Below are 18,675 nucleotides of genomic sequence, written 5' to 3'. Positions count from 1 at the left end.
TGCCGGTGGCATCACTGCATGATCATGCCGCCGTCGATCATCAGCAGCTGGCCGGTCATGTAGTCCGACTCGGGGCTGGCCAGGAAGGAAGCGGTTCCGACCACGTCTTCCGGGTAGGAGTAGCGCTTCATCAGGATCATCTTCTCGGCGAGCTCGTCCATGGACTGGCCCTGCTTGTCGAACTTGCCGATGCTGACCAGGTCCTTGTCGAGCTGCTCCCACAGCTCGGTGCGCACGACACCGGGGCCATAGCCGTTGACGGTGATGTTGTGGTCGACCAGCGCCTTGGCGCCACCGTTGATCATCGCCAGCACGGCATGCTTGCTGCAGGCGTAGGGCACCACGTCATCGAAGGCCTGGCGCGACAGGATGGAGCCGACATTGAGGATCTTGTAGGGGCCGTTCTCCTTGCCCTGCTCGATCATCTGCTTGGCGGCTTCCTGCATGCCGAGCAGGCAGCCCAGCGCATTGACGTCCATGATCTGTTGCCAGTTCTCCTCGGTGATATCGAGGAACATCAGCGGCTTGTTGATGCCGGCGTTGTTGACCATGACATTGAGGCTGCCGAAGGCCTCGACGGTGGCCTGGACGGCCGCTTTCATCTGCTCACGCTCGGTCACGTTGAGCTTCACCGCGATGGCCTTGCCGCCGTCCCTTTCGTTGATGCGCTGGGCGACTTCTTCGCAGCCTTCGATGTTCAGATCCGCCACGCACACATTGGCGCCCTGTGCGGCATAGTGTTCGGCAACGGCGGCACCCATGCCACGCGCGGCACCGGTAATCAGGCAGTTCTTTCCTTCAAGACGGGTCTTGTCCATGGTGTCACCTCGGGGTCTTGTTGTGGGTCTCTCCATGCCACCGCTGACCTGATGGCCTGTTGTCTGGGCGCATGGAGCCTGGATCGACAAGGAATCCTGTCACGCCTGCTTTCGCGTCAACGATGCGTCGTGCTTCCTTGTTGATCCGTATTGTCGGCAGGGCGGCATGGCAATGACAGTTGCCCCCACGGCCAATCTGACCAGATTGGATTTTTCCGAGGAGTTGCGTCATGTGCCGTCATTTCGCCGAGAGGATGGCCTCTGCCTTGCACCCCCGTGGGAAGGCACTGACAATTGCCGGGCTGCCAGGGACATCGCTGGCCGATCTCTTCAACCCCAAGGACAAACGATCAAGGGAGACTGCCGGATGAGTCAGCGCAAGGTACTGGTACTCCATGGCCCCAACCTCAACCTGCTGGGCACCCGTCAGCCCGAGATCTATGGCCATGAGACCCTGGAGGACATCAACAACGCCCTCTACGAGCAGGCGGCGCTGGGGGGCTGGGCGATCACCTGCCGGCAGAGCAATCACGAGGGCGAGCTGATCGACCTCATCCAGGCGGCTCGCCTGGATGGCACCGCGGCGATCATCATCAACCCGGCGGCCTATACCCACACCTCGGTGGCGATCCTGGATGCGCTCAACGCCTTCGACGGCAGGGTAATCGAGGTGCACCTCTCCAACGTGCACAAGCGCGAGAGCTTCCGCCACCACTCCTATGTCTCGCTGCGGGCCGACGGGGTGATCGCGGGCCTGGGGAGCCGCGGCTATGTCAGCGCCCTGGAGGCGGTGATGGCTGCCGGCGACGGGGCCGTCTCCTGACAGCCGGCGTTCAGACCGGCAGCAGGCCAAACTGCGTCAGCAGCCAGATCACCAGGCTGATGGTCCCGAAGGAGGCAAGCGTGCTGACCATCAGCCCCGCGGCACTGGTATCGCCCTGGCCGTACTGCTTGCCGAACAGCGGGTAGACGCTGATCATCGGCGCGCAGGCGAACAGCATGGCGCCGGCGATCAGCATCGGGTCCGGGTCGGGCAGCAGCAGGAAGGCGCCCAGCACGATCAGCGGGTGCAGCAGCAGCTTGCCCAGTACCACCTGTCCGACATCCATGGCCATGCCCCGCACCTTGAGGCCATGCAGCATGCCGCCGATGGTGAACAGGGCCGCGGGGCCCGCCGTGTCGGCCAGCATGCCGACGGCCCGGGCCAGGGGACCCGGCAGCCTCAGCCCGGTCAGGGCAAGGAGCATGCCGATCAACAGCCCGATCAGTACCGGGTTGCGTGTCAGGCGGGCGACAGTCTGGCGCGCCACCTGTCCGACGCCGTTGCCGTTCTGGCGGCTGGCCTCGGCCAGTATCAGCGCCGTGGGGATGATGAACAGCGTCTCCACCACCATGTTCAGCGCCATGAAGATGGCCGCCGGGGGACCGATCGCCATCAGGGCGACCGGGTAGCCGATGAAGCCGCTGTTGGAGGCGGACATGCCCAGGGCGTGGATGGCACCGGCATCCAGGCGCTTGCCGCGCAGCCCCACGGAGAGCGACAGCCCCAGCAGGAAGGTCGCCAGCGACCCCAGGCCGTAGGCCAGCAGGTAGGTCGGGTTGAAGACCTCCGCCAGCGGGTGCTCGGTCAGGGCGCGGATGATCAGCGAGGGCAGCGCCAGGTACATGACGAAGGTGCCCACGCCCTGCATGTTGTCGCGACTCAACAGGCCGGTGCGAGCCGCAATGAAGCCGGCGCCGATCAGCAGGAAGATCGGCAGCGTGATCGCCAGTATCTCTAGCACTTCGCCGTCCTTGGGGGGGCAGGTGGGATCAGCTGACGCTGGCGCGGATCTGTCGGGCCTTCTCCTGCAGCAGCGGCAGGTACTGGCGCATCAGGGTGTCGTAGTCGACCCGGGCGGCATTGGTGCTGATGTTGATCGCACCGAGCAGCCGGCCGTTGGCATCGAAGGCCGGAACGGCCACCGAGCGCAACCCGGAGTCCAGTTCCTGGTCGGCGATGGCGTAGCCCTGCTGGCGCACCTCGAGGATGCAGCGCTTGAGCTCGGCCTTGTCGGTGATGGTCTTGTCGGTATGCGGCTCGAGGACCACCCGCGCCAGGAAGGCGTCGAGCTCGGCCTCCGGCAGCTGGGCCAGCAGCACCCGCCCCATGGAGGTGTGGGCCGCCGGCAGGCGCGTGCCCACCGAGAGGGTAATGGCCATCAGTCGGTGGCGTGACGAGGAGCGAGCCACATAGGTGACGTCGTCGCCGTCCAGCACGCCCAGCGACGAGGACTCGCCACATTCGCTGGTGATGTCCTCGAGGATCTGCTGGATCACGCTGCGGTAGTTGTTGGCGGAGAGAAACGCATAGCCGAGGTTCAGCACCTTGGGGGCCAGCTCGAAGTGGCGCTGCTGCTTGCGGACATAGCCCAGCGCATGCAGGGTCAGCAGGAAGCGTCGCGCCCGGGCACGGTTCATGCCGGTGCGCGCCGCCACCTCGCTGAGCGTCATGCGCGGGTGGGCCTCGTCGAAGGCCAGGATGACCTCGAGGCCACTGGCCAGTGCCGTGACGAAGTCGCGATCATTGGGGCTCAGGGCCTCGTCCTGCAGGGACGTTTCCATCCGTTGTTATCCTTGGTCGTGTTGCCGGAGAACCATGGTCTAATCTAGCATATTTGTTCGAACTGCGAACAGTTGTGCGACCATAGGGGGAGCCTGTCCAGCCATCGGCCGAGGCCCCACGAAACCATCGGAGAGACCGTCATGCCTGCCGACCTGATCCAGCACCCCTTCATGAGCCAACAGGCGCTGGCCGAGTGCAATGCCCGGGCCATGGTCGATGCCATGCTGGCCTTCGAGCTGGCCCTGGCCGAGGTCCAGGAGGCCCGCGGGGCGGTACCCGACGGCGCCAGCCTGGCCATGTGCAAGACGCTCGAGGCGCATGCCTTCGACCTGGACGCCATCGCCGCCGGCGTCGCCAGCGGCGGCAATGCGGCCATCCCCTTCGTCAAGCAGGGGCGCGCTGCCTTGCAGGAAGACCTCAAACGCTATTGGCACCAGGGCGCCACCAGCCAGGACGTGGTCGACACGGCCCTGATGCTGCTGCTGAAACCTCGCCTGGCCGCCCTCGATGCCCTGCTGGTGCGCTGTCGCTCCGCGGCCCTCAGCCTGATGCAGGCGCATGACGAGACCGTGATGGTGGGGCGCACCCTGATGCAGCAGGCGCTGCCGATCACCTTCGGCGTCAAGGTGGCCCACTGGGCCATCGGCCTGGAGCAGGCCCGCCGTCGCCTGGCCGGGCTCGAGTTGCCGGTGCAGTTCGGCGGCGCCGTGGCGGTGCACTCTGGTTTAGACGGGCCGGGCTGGGACAACCTGGGCCTTGCCTTCATGGACGCCCTGGCCGAGCGGCTGGGCCTCGCGGCTGCCGTGCTGCCCTGGCACACCGATCGCCAGCCGATCCATGCCCTGGCCACGGGGCTGGATGCCGCCGCCGGGGCTGCCGAGAAGCTGGCCCTGGACGTGTCGCTGCTGACCCAGACGGAGCTCGGCGAGGTGGCCGAGCCGGCGGCCCCCGGCATGGGGGAGTCCTCGTCGATGCCGCACAAGCGCAATCCGGTGCGCTGCGCGCTGATCCGCGGCGCCGCCCGCCAGGTGCACGGCCACACCACGGTGATCCTCAACGCCGCGGCCCAGCCCCTGGAGCGGGGGCTGGGGGAGTGGCACGCCGAGTGGGCGCCGCTGCTCGACAGTGCCCTGCTGCTGGAAGGCGCGCTGGAACAGGCCGCGGTGCTGCTCGAGGGCCTGGAGGTGCACCCCGAGGCGATGCGGCGAAACCTGGCGGCGACGGGCGGCGGCATCATGGCCGAGCCGGTCTCGCGCCTGCTGGCCCCGGTCGTGGGCCAGGACGCCGCCAAGCGGATCAGCGCCGAGGCCGCCGAGACGGCGCGCCTGACGGGACGCCCCTATGCCGAGGTGCTGGCGGGGCACGAGGAGGTGGCGGGGCGCGTCGAGCGTACCGACCTCGAGCGGGCCAGCGACCCGGCCTTATACCTTGGTAGTAGTCGAGTCCAGGTGCAGCGTGCCATCGCCTGGCTGGAAGGCAAGTAATCGACTGAAAGTTCGACATTTACGCGGTGTGATCGTGAGGGGAGGCCAGGCCTCCCCTTTTTCGTGCGCGCACGGCGGGATTTGACGGCTGAATTCGACGGGAGTAATTTGTTCGCCATACAAACCTATGTTCACTTTGCGAACTTCTGCGGGTCTGCCGGCTTCCAGCCGCTGGCCTTCGGAACGCAACAGCAAGAGGCGAACCATCATGGCCGAGTTTCTCAGCCTGCATGACGCGGTCGCGCGCTACGTCGAGGACGGCGCCACCGTGGCCATGGAAGGCTTTACCCACCTGATTCCCTTCGCCGCGGGTCACGAGGTGATCCGCCAGAAGAAGCGTGACCTGACCCTGATCCGCATGACCCCCGACCTGATCTACGACCAGTTGATCGGCGCGGGCTGTGCCAGGAAGGTGATCTTCTCCTGGGGCGGCAACCCCGGCGTGGGCTCCCTCCACCGCCTGCGCGACGCCGTGGAGAAGGGCTGGCCCCGCAGGATCGAGATCCTGGAGCACAGCCACGCCGCCATGGCCTGCGCCTTCGAGGCCGGGGCCGCCGGCCTGCCGCTGGCCGTGCTGCGCGGCTACGTGGGCAGCGAGCTGCCCAACGTCAACGACCAGATCAAGTTCATCGAGTGCCCCTTCACCGGCGAGCGCCTGGCCGCGGTGCCGGCGGTACGACCCGATGTCTCCATCGTCCACGCCCAGAAGGCGGACCGTAAGGGCAACGTGCTGGTGGAAGGGATCGTCGGCGTGCAGAAGGAGGCCGTGCTGGCGGCGGCCAGGAGCATCGTCACCGTCGAGGAGATCGTCGAGGACCTGACCGCCGAGCCGGACTACCACCCCAACGCCTGCATCATCCCGGGCTGGGCCATCAATGCCATCGCCGTGGCCGAGAAGGGCGCCTTGCCCTCCTATGCCCATGGCTACTACCCGCGCAACAACCGCTTCTACAAGGAGTGGGATGCCATCGCCCGGGATCGCGACGCCTTCACGGCCTGGATCGACGAGAATGTCATGAACGCAGGGGGGAACGCCTGATGAGCCTCGAGTACACGTCCTCGGAGATGATGACCGTCACCGCCGCCCGCGCCCTGGAGAACGGCATGACCTGCTTCGTCGGCATCGGCCTGCCCTCCGAGGCCGCCAACCTGGCGCGCCTGACCCATGCCCCCGACGTGGTGCTGATCTACGAGTCCGGCACCCTGCAGACCAAGCCGGACGTGCTGCCGCTCTCCATCGGCGACGGCGAACTCGCCGAGTCGGCCCTGACCACCGTCGCGGTGCCGGAGATGTTCCGCTACTGGCTGCAGGGCGGCAAGATCAGCGTGGGCTTCCTGGGTACCGCCCAGATCGACCGCTATGCCAACCTCAACACCACCCTGATCGGCGACTACCATGATCCCAAGGTGCGCCTGCCGGGCGGTGGTGGGGCGCCGGAGATCGCGACGAATGCGGGAGAGGTCTTCATTACCTTGAAGCACTCCAAGCGCGCCTTCGTGAAGGACGTCGACTTCGTCACCACCCTGGGCTTCGGTCGCGACGGCAAGGGCCGCGACGGCGTGCCGAACATCGGCAAGGGCCCCACGCGCGTCATCACCGACCTCTGCGTGATGAAGCCCGACCCGGAGACCAAGGAGCTCACGGTGGTCTCCCTGCATCCGGGCGTGAGCCGCGAGGACGTCATCGAGGCCACCGGCTGGGAGATCCGCTTCGCCGGCGAGCTCGAGAGCACCCCGGAGCCCAGTGCAAAGGAGCTCGAGATCCTGCGCGAGCTGAAGGACAGAACCGAACGCCAGCACGCCGGCGAGTAACAGGAGACCCCCATGAGCGACGTATTCCTCTGTCATCCGCGGCGCAGCGCCGTGGGCCGCTTCGGCGGCACCCTTTCCAGCGTGCGCCCCGACGACCTCGCCGCCAGCATCTTCAAGGCGGTGATGGCCGAGGCCCCGGGGCTCGACCCGGCGGCCATCGACGATGTCTTCATGGGCTGCGCCAACCAGGCCGGCGAGGACAACCGCAGCGTGGCGCGCATGTCGCTGCTGCTCGCCGGCCTGCCGACCTCCGTGCCCGGCACCACCCTGAACCGCCTGTGCGGCTCCGGCATGGACGCGGTGGGCACCGCCTTCCGCGCCATCAAGGCCGGCGAGATGGAGCTGGCCCTGGCCGGCGGCGTGGAGTCCATGTCCCGGGCCCCATACGTGATGGGCAAGGCCGACAGTGCCTTCTCCCGCGGCCAGAAGATCGAGGACACCACCATCGGCTGGCGCTTCATCAACCCGTTGATGAAGAAGGCCTACGGCGTGGAGTCCATGCCCGAGACCGCCGAGAACGTGGCCGAGCAGTTCAAGATCTCCCGCGAGGACCAGGACGCCTTCGCCCTGCGCTCCCAGCAGAAGGCCGCCGCCGCACAAGAGGCCGGCCGCTTTGCCGAGGAGATCACCGCCATCGAGATCCCGCGTCGCAAGCAGGCGCCGCTGCTCTTCGACCAGGACGAGCACCCGCGCGAGACCACCCTCGAGAAGCTCGCCGGCCTGCCCACGCCCTTCCGCGAGGGCGGCAGCGTCACCGCCGGCAACGCCTCGGGCGTCAACGACGGCGCCGCCGCCATGCTGGTGGCAAGCGCCGCCGCGGTGGAGAAACACGGCCTGACGCCCATGGCCCGGATCCTCGGCATGGCCACCGCCGGGGTCGAGCCGCGCATCATGGGCTATGGCCCGGTGCCGGCAGTCAACAAGCTGCTCGAGCGCACCGGCGTGTCGCTCGACGAGATCGACGTGATCGAGCTCAACGAGGCCTTCGCCGCTCAGGCGCTCGCCTGCATGCGCGACCTCGGCCTCGAGGACGACGACCCGCGGGTGAACCCCAACGGCGGCGCCATCGCCCTGGGCCATCCACTGGGCATGTCCGGGGCGCGCCTGCTGTTGACCGCCGCCCACGAGTTGCAGAAGAGCGGCAAGCGCTATGCCCTGTGCACCATGTGCGTGGGCGTGGGGCAGGGCATCGCCACCCTGATCGAGCGGGCGTAAGTGCCCGCGGCACCACCCTCGAGATTCCTCCATACCCTCCACACCAGCCCCTGGGCATAACGTGAGGTTCCCATGTCAAATCCCTGTATTATCTGCGTTGCCATTACCGGCAGCCTGCCACGCAAAGAGAACAATCCGGCGGTTCCGATCACCATCGAGGAGCAGATCGAGAGCACCCAGGCGGCCTTCGAGGCCGGGGCGACCATTGCGCACTGCCATGTCCGCAACGAGGACCAGACCCCGACCTCGGATCCCGAGAAGTTTGCCCGTCTGCTGGAAGGACTGCGCAAGCACTGCCCGGGCATGATCGTCCAGCTCTCCACCGGCGGCCGCTCCGGTGCCGACCGTGAGCGCGGCGGCATGCTGCCGCTGAAGCCCGACATGGCCAGCCTGTCGGTGGGCTCCAACAACTTCCCCACGCGCGTCTACGAGAATTCCCCCGACCTGGTGGACTGGCTCGCCGCCGAGATGCTGACTCATGAGATCAAGCCCGAGATCGAGGCCTTTGACCTGTCGCATATCCATCAGGCGGTGAACCTGATGAAGCAGGGCAAGATCAAGGCGCCGCTGTACGTCCAGTTCGTGATGGGCGTGAAGAACGCCATGCCGGCCGACAAGCCTACCTTCGACTTCTACATCGAGACCCTCGAGCGACTGGCGCCGGGTTCCCAGTGGTGCGGGGCCGGGGTCGGTGCCAACCAGCTGGTGCTCAACGAGTGGTCGATCGCCGCCGGAGGCCACACGCGCACCGGCCTCGAGGACAATGTCCGCTGGGACAAGGAGCGCCTGGCCCCCTCGAATGCCGCCCTGGTCGAGCGGGTGGCGGCGCTTTGCGAGAAGTACGAGCGCCCGGTGGCTACCTGGCAACAGGCTCGCGAGATCCTGGGACTCAAGGCCGTCTGACGACTCCCCACCGGGTCCATGTCGGGGGCCACTGACGGGCGGTCCGGACCGCCGTCGAGGGGACAACATTGAATTTTGACGTAAGGCGTCAGGAGAGACTTCCATGGCATTTCTGAACATCAACGGCCGCAGCGTGGCCTATCGCCTGCTCGGCGCCGAGGCCAATCCCCTGGTGATGCTGGCCCATCCGCTGGGCATGAGCCAGGCGGTGTGGGACGACGTGCTGCCGGCGCTGCTGCCGCGCTACCGCGTGCTGACCTGGGACCTGCCCGGCCATGGCGCGAGCCAGGCCTGGGGCGAGGGGGCGATCACTCCGGCCTACCTGGCAAGCGAAGCCCTGGCGCTGGCCGACCACGCCGGCGTCGGCCGCTTCCACTTCGTGGGCACCTCCATCGGCGGGGTGGTGGGCCAGCAGTTGGTCAGCGGGCACGGTGAGCGGCTGCTCTCCGCCACCCTGACCAACACCGGGGCGGTGATCGGCAACGCCGAGCTGTGGAACACCCGCGCCGGTCGCGTGCGCCAGGAAGGCCTGGCGGCGATGTCCGAGGAGATCGTGCCACGCTGGTTCGCCCCGGCCTGCTTCGAGGCCGAGCCGGCCCTCAAGGACGGCTGGTGCACCCAGATGGGCCGCGGCGACGACGACTCCTATGCACTGCTGTGCGAGATGCTGGGGCGCGATACCTTCACGGGGAAACTCTCGGGCCCTCTTTCTCAAAACCCGGGCGTCAAGGTGCAGCTCTTCGGCGGCAGCGAGGACCTGGCGACCCCGCCGGCGACCCTGGAGGCCCTGGCGGCCGAGTGCGACGGCGCGCCCCTCGAGATCCTCGAGGGCGTCGGCCATGTGCCCTCCGTGGAGGTGCCGGCCCTGTTCGCCGAGAAGCTTCAGGCAGTGATGTCCGTGGACCTGGGCGACGTGGCCAACCAGGGCGTGGCCTACGCCACCGGCCTTGCGACCCGCAAGCAGGTGCTGGGCGAGGAACACGTGGCGCGCTCCACCGCGAACGCCACCCGCCTGGACGCGCCCTTCCAGCAGATGATCACCCGCCTGGCCTGGGGCGAGCTGTGGAGCAACGACGACCTGACCCGTCGCGAGCGCAGCATGATCACCACCGGCATCCTCGCCGCCCTGGGTCGCGAGGAGCTGACCCTGCACCTCAAGACCGCCAAGCGCATCGGCCTCTCCGAGGCGGAGCTGCGCCAGGTGCTGATGCATGTGGCCATCTATGGCGGCGTGCCGGCGGCCAATCATGCCTTCTCGCTGGCCAAGCAGCTGGGCTGGGGCGGGGAGAAGGACTGATACGCCACGCCACTATCTGTTAGGGCGCTAACATGGTGCCCGATATGGCAAGATGCGAAGCCGGCACGAGTGCCGGCTTCGTCCTTTTCACGGCGGGCCGAGGGGCCATCAGCATCGAGGGCAGGCAAGGAGGATCCGGATGAGCGGTGAGACGGCGACGATGGACGTGTCGGGCCAGTGGCGGCAGGCCCTGCTGGCCTATGGCCTGCTGTGGTGCCTCGGGCTCTACCTGCGCCTGACGGTGCTGGTGGTGCCGCCGCTGATCCCGCAGCTCAAGGCGGTGCTGGGCTTCACCAGCGGCGAGGTCGCCATCGCCACCAGCCTGCCGCTGGTCACCCTGGCCCTGGGCGGGCTGGCCGCCGGCTGGCTGCTGGCGCGAGTCGGGGTGCTTCCCGGCATGCTGCTGGGGCTGGCGGTGATGGCGGGGGGCAGTGCGCTGCGCAGCCTGCCGGAGAGCTTCCTGGCGATGATGGTGGCCACCGTGATCATGGGGGTGGGCATCGCCTTCATGCAGGCGGCCATACCGGTGCTGGCCAAGCTCTGGTCGCCGGGGCGCGTGGGCCGCGCCTCGGCGATCTACACCAATGGCCTGCTGGTGGGCGAACTGCTGGCCGCCGGGGCCACCGCTCCCCTGGTGGCCATCTGGCTGGGCGAGCAGTGGCAGTGGGCCTTCGCCCTCTGGGTGGCGCCGGTCCCGCTGCTGATGCTGGCCCTGGCCGCCGGCAGTCGCCGACTGCCGGCCACCGGGCGGGGCTCCTCCAGCGCCGAGCTGGTGCTCCCGGATCGCCGTGATGCCCGCATGTGGCGCCTGGTGACGCTGCTCGGCGCCGCCGCGGCGCTCTACTTCACCGGCAATGTCTTCCTGCCGCCGCTGCTCGAGGAGAGCGGGCGCCTGGCGCTGCTCACGCCCAGCCTGACGGCCCTCAACGGTGCCCAGATGCTCTCCTCGACGCTGCTGGTCCTCTATGCCGACCGGCTGATGGGGCGGCACCGTCCGCTGGTCGCCATCACGGCCCTGGCCCTGCTGGCGCTGCCGCTGATGCTCTGGCTGCCGGGGCAGCACGTGGTCTGGGCCGCGGGGCTGTTCGGCTTCTTCACCAGCGCGCTGTTCATCTTCGTGCTGGCGCTGCCCGCCTGGCTGGTGCGCGTCGAGGCGCTGCCGAGGCTGATGGGCGGCATGCTCTTCTTCGGCTATCTTCTGGTCTTCGTCATCACCGTGGTGGGTGGCGGGCTCTATGACCTCTCGGGGGTCGTGGCGCTGGCCTTCCTGCCGACCCTGGCGATCAGCCTGGCGGCCATGGCCAGCACCCGCCGGTTGCTCGCATCCCGCCAACGGGAGGCCTGAATGCTCAATGCCCGCATCAAGCTGCGCCACCTCCAGGCCTTCCTGGAGGTGGCCCGCCAGCGCAGCTTCGCGCGTGCCGCCGAGCGCCTGGCGATCACCCAGCCGGGCATGTCCAAGACCATCAAGGAGCTCGAGGAGATCCTCGGCACCGCGCTCTTCGAGCGGACCGCCCGGGGGGTGGCGCTGACCCAGGCCGGCCTGACCCTGCTGCGCCACGCCGGCCCGGCGATCCGCGCCCTGGAGGAGGGCGTCAGCGCGCTGGGCGAGGCGCATGCCGCGCTGCGCTGGCTCAGGGTGGGGGCGCTCTCCACGGTGGAGAGCCGACTGCTGCCCGAGGCGATCCGGCGCTGGCAGCAGGCCGAGGCCGGCGAGGCCGGTGTCAACGTGGTGACCGGGCCCAGTGCCTTCCTGCTCTCTCGGCTGCGCCGGGGGGAGCTGGAGCTGGTAGTGGGACGCATGACCGAGGCCCGCGAGATCCGCGACCTGGCCTTCGAGCACCTCTACTACGAGCGCCTTGTCCTGGTGGTGCGGGCAGGGCACCCGCTGGCCGGGGTCGCGCCCCTCGAGTCACACCGGCTGGAGGAGTATCCCTGGGTGCTGCCGCCCCCCCAGACCACCCTGCGCCAGCAGGTCGACAGCTTCTGCGTGCGCCACTCGCTGCGCCTGCCGGGGCGGCAGCTGGAGACCCTGTCGCTGCCCTTGAGCCACCGCTACACCCTGGAGAGCGACGCCGTCTGGGTGGCGCCGGAAGAGGCGGTGCGCGACGCCCTGCACGAAGGCCGGCTGGTCGAGCTGGCCCTGGCGCTGGAGCAGCAGGGCGGCTCCGTAGGGCTCTGCACCAACGCCAGCCTCGAGCCGTCGCTGGCCCTGGAGGGGTTCTGCGAGACCCTCCGCGAGGTGGCGGCGAGCCTGGTGGGTGGCAGGTAAGGCATAACCCCTGGGTTATGCCAGGCGATGAAGACGTCAATTGGCAGGCCTGCGACAGGGCGCCACACTGGCCGAGATCCATGACCCCTGGAGATGAATCGATATGCAGGACGACAGCAAGCGCTTCGTGGAGCGCGACCGCAACTGGCATCCGCCGGCCTATGCGCCCGGTTACAAGACCTCCGTGGCCCGCTCCCCGCGCCAGGCGCTGGTCAGCATGCAGCATGCCACCGCCTCCGAGCTCACCGGCCCGGAGTTCCGTGGCCTGCGCATGGGGCCCCACGACAACGACCTGCTGCTCAACTTTCGCCAAGATGAGAGCCAGGGGCTGCCGGTGGGGGAGCGCATCATCATGTTCGGTCGCGTGGTCGACCAGTTCGGCAAGCCGGTGCCCCACACCCTGGTGGAGATGTGGCAGGCCAATGCCGGCGGCCGCTATCGTCACCGCAACGACAACTACCTGGCGCCGCTGGACCCCAACTTCGGTGGCGTGGGCCGCTGCCTGACCGACGAGGCAGGCTGGTACCGCTTCCGCACCATCAAGCCGGGCCCCTATCCCTGGCCCAACGACGTGAACAGCTGGCGTCCCTCCCACATCCACGTCTCGGTGATGGGCCCGGCGATCTCCACCCGCCTGATCACCCAGATGTACTTCGAGGGCGACCCGCTGATCCCGCTTTGCCCCATCGTCAACACCATCAAGGACCCCGACGCCGTCGAGACCATGGTCGGTCGCCTGGACATGGCCCGCAGCCGGCCCATGGACTGCCTGGCCTACCGCTTCGACCTGGTCGTGCGCGGTGAGCTGCAGACCTATTTTGAAAACCAGTGATCGGTTCGAGAACCAGTGACAGGACGGGGTAACCAGACCATGAAACAGCCCAACTCCCAGCCCACCAGCGAGCTGATGCTGCGCGAGACCGCCTCCCAGACCGCCGGGCCCTACGTCCACATCGGCCTGGCCCTGGCCGCGGCCGGCAACCCGACCCGCGACGAGGAGATCTGGAACGAGATGGCCCGTCCCGAGGCCGAGGGTGAGCATATCGAGATCGTCGGTACCGTGATCGACGGCAACGGCGACCTGGTGCGCGATGCCTTCCTCGAGGCGTGGCAGGCGGACAGCAAGGGCGTCTATCAGCGCGAGTATGACCTGGAGAAGCCGTTCAACGGCTTCGGGCGCACCGCCACCACCTTCGAGCACGGCAGCGAGTGGACCCTCAGGACCGTCAAGCCGGGTCGCGTGCGGGTGGATGGCATCGACGAGGCGCACGGTGCCATCGACGACAAGGAGAACGACCTGGCGAGTGCCCGCAGCGCCCTGCTGATGGCCCCGCATATCAACCTGACCCTCTTCGCCCGCGGCATCAATATCCACCTCCAGACCCGCCTCTACTTCGAGGATGAGGCCGAGGCGAATGCCGAATGTCCGGTGCTCTCGCGCATCGAGTCGCCGGCTCGCCGCCAGACCCTGATCGCCCGGCGCGAGGAGGTCGACGGCAAGGTGCGCTATCGCTTCGACATTCGCCTGCAGGGCGAGGGCGAGACGGTCTTCTTTGATTTCTAGACGCCTCGAGGTCTGACCGGCCCTCACTCCAGCGCGAGGCCCCGCCATCCCCCTCGGGATGGCGGGGCCTTCTGCGTTGCCGGGGGTGATCCCCTCGCTGCCATACGGCCTGGCCCTACCGCATGCCGTGCTTCTTGAGCCGGTAGGCATAGGCGGCGCGGGTCATGCCCAGCCGGCGGGCGGCAGCGGTGATGTTGCCGTCGCTGTCGGCCTGGGCGGTCTCGAGCATGGTGCGCTCGACCTCCTCCAGGGTCATGCCGGCCTCGATCAGCGCACGGACACGCTCCCGCGGTGACGCCTCGTCGGGTGCGCCACCCGGCGAGGCGGTGAGCATGCCCGAGGCATCGAGGCCCTGGCCCTTCTCGCGCGCCAGGGTGGGGACCCGATAGTCGCCGAACAGTGCCTTCTCGGTGATGCGCTTGTGGTCGGCGGTGAGGATGACCCCCCGCTCGACGCTGTTCTTGAGCTCGCGGATGTTGCCCGGCCAGCGGTACTGGCTCAAGGCCGAGCGGGCCTGGTCGGAGAAGCCCAGGGTGCGGCGCTGGTAGTGGTGCTCGAAGCGTGACAGGAAGTGCTCCGCCAGGGCAGCGATGTCCTCGCGTCGCTCGCGAAGGGGCGGCACGGTCAGGGTGAAGGCGTTCAGGCGGTAGAAGAGGTCCTGGCGAAAGCTGCCCTCCTCGACGCGTCGCAGCAGGTCGGTATGGGTGGCGGCCACGATACGCACGTCCACGTCCTGCACCGCCTGGGCGCCGACCCGCTCGATCTGCTGCTCCTGCAGCACCCGCAGCAGGGCGGCCTGGGCACGCGGCGAGAGCTCCGCGAGCTCGTCCAGGAACAGGGTACCGCCGTCGGCCCGCTCGAAGCGCCCCATCCGCGACTGCACGGCGCCCGTGTAGGCCCCCTTCTCGACGCCGAACAGTTCCGACTCGATCAGCTCCGCCGGGATGGCCGCACAGTTGACGGCGATGAAGGGGCCCTCGGCGCGATGGCTCTGGTCGTGGAGGCGCCGGGCCAGGATCTCCTTGCCGGTGCCGGTCTCTCCCAGCAGCAGCACGGGGACCTCGGAGGGCGCTGCGCTGTCGAGCATGGCGAGCATCTCCTGGAAGGCCGGCGTCGAGCCGATGGGCGCCCAGTCCTCCTGGCCGCGGGTGCGGGCCAGGTCCCCCTCCAGCGTGGCGATGCGCGCCTGCAGCTCGTAGAGCTCATCGATCAGCGGCTCCTCGCGGAAGTGCTCGGCGAAGGCCTCATGGTCGGGCCACTCCTCGGCCAGCTTGCCGACGATGCGGCACTCGGCATCCCCGCAGCCGCGGCAGCTGACCTCGCGGAACTGCACCTCGCGGCCCAGCAGGTGGCTGGCATAGGCGCAGGCGTAACCCAGCAGGGTCCAGCAGACGGGCTCGGCCTGGGGCCCCCGCGGTCGCCAGACATCGACCTCGAAGGAGCCCTTCCAGATGAACTCGCTATAGAACCAGTCGTTCTCCAGGTCCATCTCCAGGTGCACCGGCACCGCCTGGACATGGCCCTGCAGGGCGTGCAGCTGGGGGCCTGCCAGGTAGCTCTCTTCCAGTGCCTGGTCGTCTCCCCTGAGTGACCTGCCGAGCTCCGCATCCATCAGTCCCGAATGGTAGCCCAGCCGCATGAAGAGCCCGCGGGCGCGCTCCATGCCCAGGGTGGTCACCAGCTCGTTGCGGAAGAAGGACGAGGCCGCCAGCGGCATCAGCAGCATGCGTTGCTCGCCGAGCCATATCTGGCCTTCCTCCGGCAGGAAGCGCAGGGCATCCATGAGGTCGCGGGCACTGGGGTAGTCGGGGGGTGAGGCGGACATGACGTCTTCCAGCTGTCGCGGATCAAGGCAAGAGGATATCACCCCCGCCCCGAGGAGAGGGGGAGGGAGCTATCCTGATGAGGTGAGGCCTTCATCATTTGCGCAGGGGCTCACCAAATGGTTGAGCCATAGTATCGAACGGGTGTCCGCGATCCGGACAATCTGGTGCCGGGGGTTCGCCTAGTGCCCTGATGACAAGGTTTTTTCCGATAACGGCACGGTTCTTGACAGCTAATTGGCGTGGAGCCCGATGCTAACCTCTTGATTTATACCAAAGTCTAAGACGCTGGTGTCGGTGTGCTCCGAAGGCGACATGCCCTTGACGAACAGACGGGTGACACTGACATGCACAACACAACAACGGTGCCCTGCCGGCACCTCCCCACGCTCAGACTCATGCCCCTTGCCCTGCTCGCGGCCCTGCTGCTGCCGGTGGCAGCCTCGGCAGCCCCCGACAGCGAGTCGGACGTTCGCGACCCCGCCGAGGTCTACCGCCAGGTCTGTGCCCACTGCCACGCCCCGGACAAGGCCGTCGGCCCCGAGATCACCATGGCCTTTCCCGAGGCGGCCCATGAGGCGCGGGGCAACTACATCCGCATGACCGTACGCAATGGCCGGGCCGCCATGCCCGCCTTCCGCCAGGCCAAGGTCAGCGACCCCGAGCTGGAGGCCCTGATCCAGGCCCTGGTGCGCGGTGACCTGGCGGCCGGCGCCGCGAACGAGGAGTGAGGCCATGAACCTGACACGTCGACAGCTCATGAAGAATGGCCTGCTGCTGGGCGCTGCCATGCCGCTCTCCCTGGGGGCCGCCTGGGCCGCCGATAGCGAACTCGCCGATGCGCCGGTGCATGGCCCGATCAGCCTCTATGGCGCCGATCGCTCCACCACCGAGCTGGGGCTGGGGCTGCGTCAGCAGGGCTGGGCACCACGCTACGAGGGGCGCCTCGACCCGCTGGCACTCAACGCCCTGCCTGCCGGCGCCCTGGCGACGGGCTTCACCGACGAGGCGGGCCTGGTGCTGCTGACCAGCCTGCTGGCCGGGCGCGGCCGGATCCTGGCGCTTGGCCGCCACGAGGCGGGACGCCACCAGCTGCTGAGCCATCGCGGCCCGGTCGCGGCGCCGCTGGCGGTAGAGGCCGGCAGCTGGCAGGCCGCCCTGGGACGCGAGTATGCCCGACTGGCACTGGCCGGCAGCACCGCCCGCCATGCCCGGCAGTTCACGCGCGCCGCCAGCGAGGCCGTGAATGCCCGTGAGCTGAGCTTCCTGGTTCGGCTCTGAGCCCCCATCACAACAATCGAGAGACCCATCCATGAGCACGACACAGCGCATTCTTCCCAAGGGCGTGAGTGAGGCGGACTTCGATGCCGCCCTGGCCCGTTTCCGCGAGATCCTCGGCGCTGACAGCGTCCTGACCGAGAGCGACCAGCTCGCGCCCTATACCAAGATCATGATGGCCGGCGACGACGCGGACTACATCCCCTCGGCGGCACTGCTGCCCACCACCACCGAGCAGGTGCAGGGGATCGTGCGCACCTGCAACGAGTACAAGGTGCCGATCTGGACCATCTCCACCGGCAAGAACCTGGGCTACGGCTCCGCCGCCCCGGGGGAGACCGGCCAGGTAATGCTCGACATGCACCGCATGAACCGGATCCTCGACGTGGATGCCGAGGTCTGCACGGCGCTGCTCGAGCCCGGCGTGACCTACCAGCAGCTCTACGACCACATCAAGGAGCACGACCTCAAGCTGTGGCTCGACCCCCCCGCGCCCTCGGCGATCGCAGGACCGGTGGGCAACACCCTGGACCGCGGCGTCGGTTACACCCCCTACGGCGAGCACTTCATGTTCCAGTGCGGCATGGAGGTGGTGCTGGCCAACGGCGAAGTGGTGCGCACCGGCATGGGGGGCATCGAGAACTCCAGCTCCTGGCAAGTGTTCAAGTGGGGCTATGGCCCCTACATCGATGGCCTCTTCACCCAGTCCAACTACGGCATCGTCACCAAGATGGGCCTCTGGCTGATGCCGGAGCCGCCCGCCTATCGTCCCTTCCTGATCCAGTACCAGGATCCCGAGGACATCGAGGAGATCGTCGACGTGCTGCGCCCGCTGCGCATCGCCCAGATCATCCCCAACGCCGTGGTGATCGTGCATACCCTCTGGGATGCCGGCACCCACGTGGTACGCAAGGAGTACTACGACGGCAGCGACTCCATCCCGCGGGAGGCCATCGAGCGCATCAAGGCCGATGAAGGCATCGGCGAGTGGAACGTCTATGCGGCGCTCTACGGCACCCCGGAGCAGATCGAGGTCAACTGGAAGATCGTCGAGCAGGCCTTCGGGGCGAGCGGCAAGGCGAAGATCATGTATGGCGAGGAGGCCGAGAAGCGGGGCGGTGGCTTCGAGTATCGCTCGGCGCTGATGAAGGGCGACATGAACCTGCAGGAGTTCGGCCTCTACAACTGGCGCGGGGGCGGTGGCTCCATGTGGTTCGCGCCGGTCTCCCAGGCCAAGGGCAGCGAGACCAGGGACCAGACCGAACTGGCCCAGCAGATCCTCGGCAAGTATGGCTTCGACTATGTCGCCGAGTACATCGTCGGATGGCGCGACATGCACCACGTCATCGACCTGCTCTACAACCGCCAGGACCCGGAGGAGACCCAGCGGGCCCATGACTGCTTCGCCGAGCTGATCGACGAGTTCGCCAAGCGCGGCTACGGGCTCTACCGCACCAACACCGAGTTCATGGAACAGGTCGCCGGCACCTTCGGCGAGCCGCTGCGCGAGGTGCACAAGACCCTGAAGAATGCCCTGGACCCCAACGGCATCCTGTCGCCCGGCAAGTCCGGCATTCGGCAGTGAGCCTCGGCCCGCGATATCC

At 68.0% G+C, this 18,675-nt stretch carries 18 protein-coding genes; 14 read left to right on the top strand and 4 right to left on the bottom strand.

What is annotated here, in order from left to right; genetic code table 11:
* Positions 1-11: 11 nt before the first annotated feature.
* Positions 12-818: an SDR family NAD(P)-dependent oxidoreductase gene (locus tag QLQ86_RS17650; protein ID WP_282734360.1), complete on the bottom strand. Its 807-nt coding sequence runs from the start codon at positions 816-818 to the stop codon at positions 12-14.
* 367 nt (positions 819-1,185) lie between these two features.
* Between QLQ86_RS17650 and aroQ the strand changes: the two genes are divergently transcribed.
* Positions 1,186-1,641, top strand: a complete 456-nt coding sequence (aroQ, locus tag QLQ86_RS17645) for a type II 3-dehydroquinate dehydratase (protein WP_282817827.1) — start codon at positions 1,186-1,188, stop codon at positions 1,639-1,641.
* A gap of 10 nt (positions 1,642-1,651) precedes the next feature.
* Here the strand turns inward: aroQ and QLQ86_RS17640 are convergent, their stop codons facing one another.
* Positions 1,652-2,602 carry an AEC family transporter gene (locus tag QLQ86_RS17640; RefSeq protein ID WP_282817826.1) on the bottom strand — a complete coding sequence of 317 codons (951 nt, stop codon included), beginning with the start codon at positions 2,600-2,602 and terminating at the stop codon, positions 1,652-1,654.
* A gap of 28 nt (positions 2,603-2,630) precedes the next feature.
* Positions 2,631-3,422, bottom strand: coding sequence for an IclR family transcriptional regulator domain-containing protein (locus QLQ86_RS17635; RefSeq protein WP_282817825.1), 792 nt, complete (start codon positions 3,420-3,422; stop codon positions 2,631-2,633).
* 141 nt (positions 3,423-3,563) lie between these two features.
* On the opposite strand from QLQ86_RS17635, the gene QLQ86_RS17630 reads away from it, so the two are divergent.
* The 10 genes from QLQ86_RS17630 (at position 3,564) to QLQ86_RS17585 (ending at position 13,970) form a co-directional block, all read left to right on the top strand.
* Positions 3,564-4,907 (top strand): class-II fumarase/aspartase family protein, encoded by a 1,344-nt coding sequence (locus QLQ86_RS17630; RefSeq protein WP_282817824.1) that lies wholly within the window; start codon positions 3,564-3,566, stop codon positions 4,905-4,907.
* Positions 4,908-5,115: 208 nt separating this feature from the next.
* The gene (locus QLQ86_RS17625) at positions 5,116-5,946 is read left to right on the top strand and encodes a CoA transferase subunit A (RefSeq protein WP_282817823.1); all 831 of its coding nucleotides are present in this window, start codon (positions 5,116-5,118) and stop codon (positions 5,944-5,946) included.
* Positions 5,946-6,719 carry a CoA-transferase subunit beta gene (locus QLQ86_RS17620; protein ID WP_282817822.1) on the top strand — a complete coding sequence of 258 codons (774 nt, stop codon included), beginning with the start codon at positions 5,946-5,948 and terminating at the stop codon, positions 6,717-6,719. The genes QLQ86_RS17625 and QLQ86_RS17620 overlap by 1 nt, the downstream gene beginning before the upstream one ends.
* Positions 6,720-6,731: 12 nt before the next feature.
* Positions 6,732-7,934, top strand: a complete 1,203-nt coding sequence (pcaF, locus tag QLQ86_RS17615) for a 3-oxoadipyl-CoA thiolase (protein WP_282817821.1) — start codon at positions 6,732-6,734, stop codon at positions 7,932-7,934.
* A gap of 72 nt (positions 7,935-8,006) precedes the next feature.
* Positions 8,007-8,837, top strand: coding sequence for a BKACE family enzyme (locus QLQ86_RS17610; RefSeq protein ID WP_282817820.1), 831 nt, complete (start codon positions 8,007-8,009; stop codon positions 8,835-8,837).
* A gap of 103 nt (positions 8,838-8,940) precedes the next feature.
* Positions 8,941-10,134, top strand: coding sequence for an alpha/beta fold hydrolase (locus tag QLQ86_RS17605; RefSeq protein WP_282817819.1), 1,194 nt, complete (start codon positions 8,941-8,943; stop codon positions 10,132-10,134).
* 139 nt (positions 10,135-10,273) lie between these two features.
* Entirely contained in the window at positions 10,274-11,479 is a 1,206-nt protein-coding gene (locus QLQ86_RS17600) for an MFS transporter (protein WP_282817818.1), read from the top strand.
* The gene (gene pcaQ / locus QLQ86_RS17595; protein ID WP_282817817.1) at positions 11,480-12,406 is read left to right on the top strand and encodes a pca operon transcription factor PcaQ; all 927 of its coding nucleotides are present in this window, start codon (positions 11,480-11,482) and stop codon (positions 12,404-12,406) included.
* A 103-nt stretch (positions 12,407-12,509) separates the two neighbouring features.
* A complete protein-coding gene (gene pcaH, locus QLQ86_RS17590; RefSeq protein WP_407650117.1) occupies positions 12,510-13,238 on the top strand; it encodes a protocatechuate 3,4-dioxygenase subunit beta in 729 nt (242 codons plus the stop codon).
* 39 nt (positions 13,239-13,277) lie between these two features.
* The gene (locus QLQ86_RS17585; protein ID WP_282817816.1) at positions 13,278-13,970 is read left to right on the top strand and encodes a protocatechuate 3,4-dioxygenase subunit alpha; all 693 of its coding nucleotides are present in this window, start codon (positions 13,278-13,280) and stop codon (positions 13,968-13,970) included.
* A gap of 115 nt (positions 13,971-14,085) precedes the next feature.
* Here QLQ86_RS17585 and QLQ86_RS17580 read toward each other — a convergent pair whose 3' ends face one another.
* Entirely contained in the window at positions 14,086-15,795 is a 1,710-nt protein-coding gene (locus QLQ86_RS17580) for a sigma-54-dependent Fis family transcriptional regulator (RefSeq protein WP_282817815.1), read from the bottom strand.
* A 345-nt stretch (positions 15,796-16,140) separates the two neighbouring features.
* Here QLQ86_RS17580 and QLQ86_RS17575 point away from each other — a divergent pair, with 345 nt between their 5' ends.
* The 3 genes from QLQ86_RS17575 to QLQ86_RS17565 are packed head-to-tail and all read left to right on the top strand — an operon-like array spanning position 16,141 to position 18,656.
* On the top strand, positions 16,141-16,524 hold the full coding sequence (locus tag QLQ86_RS17575) for a c-type cytochrome (protein ID WP_282817814.1): 384 nt from the start codon (positions 16,141-16,143) through the stop codon (positions 16,522-16,524).
* 4 nt (positions 16,525-16,528) lie between these two features.
* A complete protein-coding gene (locus QLQ86_RS17570; RefSeq protein ID WP_282817813.1) occupies positions 16,529-17,074 on the top strand; it encodes a hypothetical protein in 546 nt (181 codons plus the stop codon).
* Positions 17,075-17,105: 31 nt separating this feature from the next.
* Complete coding sequence (locus QLQ86_RS17565; RefSeq protein ID WP_282817812.1) at positions 17,106-18,656, top strand: FAD-binding oxidoreductase; 1,551 nt, start codon at positions 17,106-17,108, stop codon at positions 18,654-18,656.
* Positions 18,657-18,675 lie beyond the last annotated feature (19 nt).

It is taken from the genome of Halomonas rhizosphaerae (assembly GCF_030012485.1).
Lineage (GTDB): Bacteria > Pseudomonadota > Gammaproteobacteria > Pseudomonadales > Halomonadaceae > Halomonas > Halomonas rhizosphaerae.
Note: the sequence above shows the minus strand (reverse complement) of the source record. Positions and strands in the feature narration are given on the sequence as shown.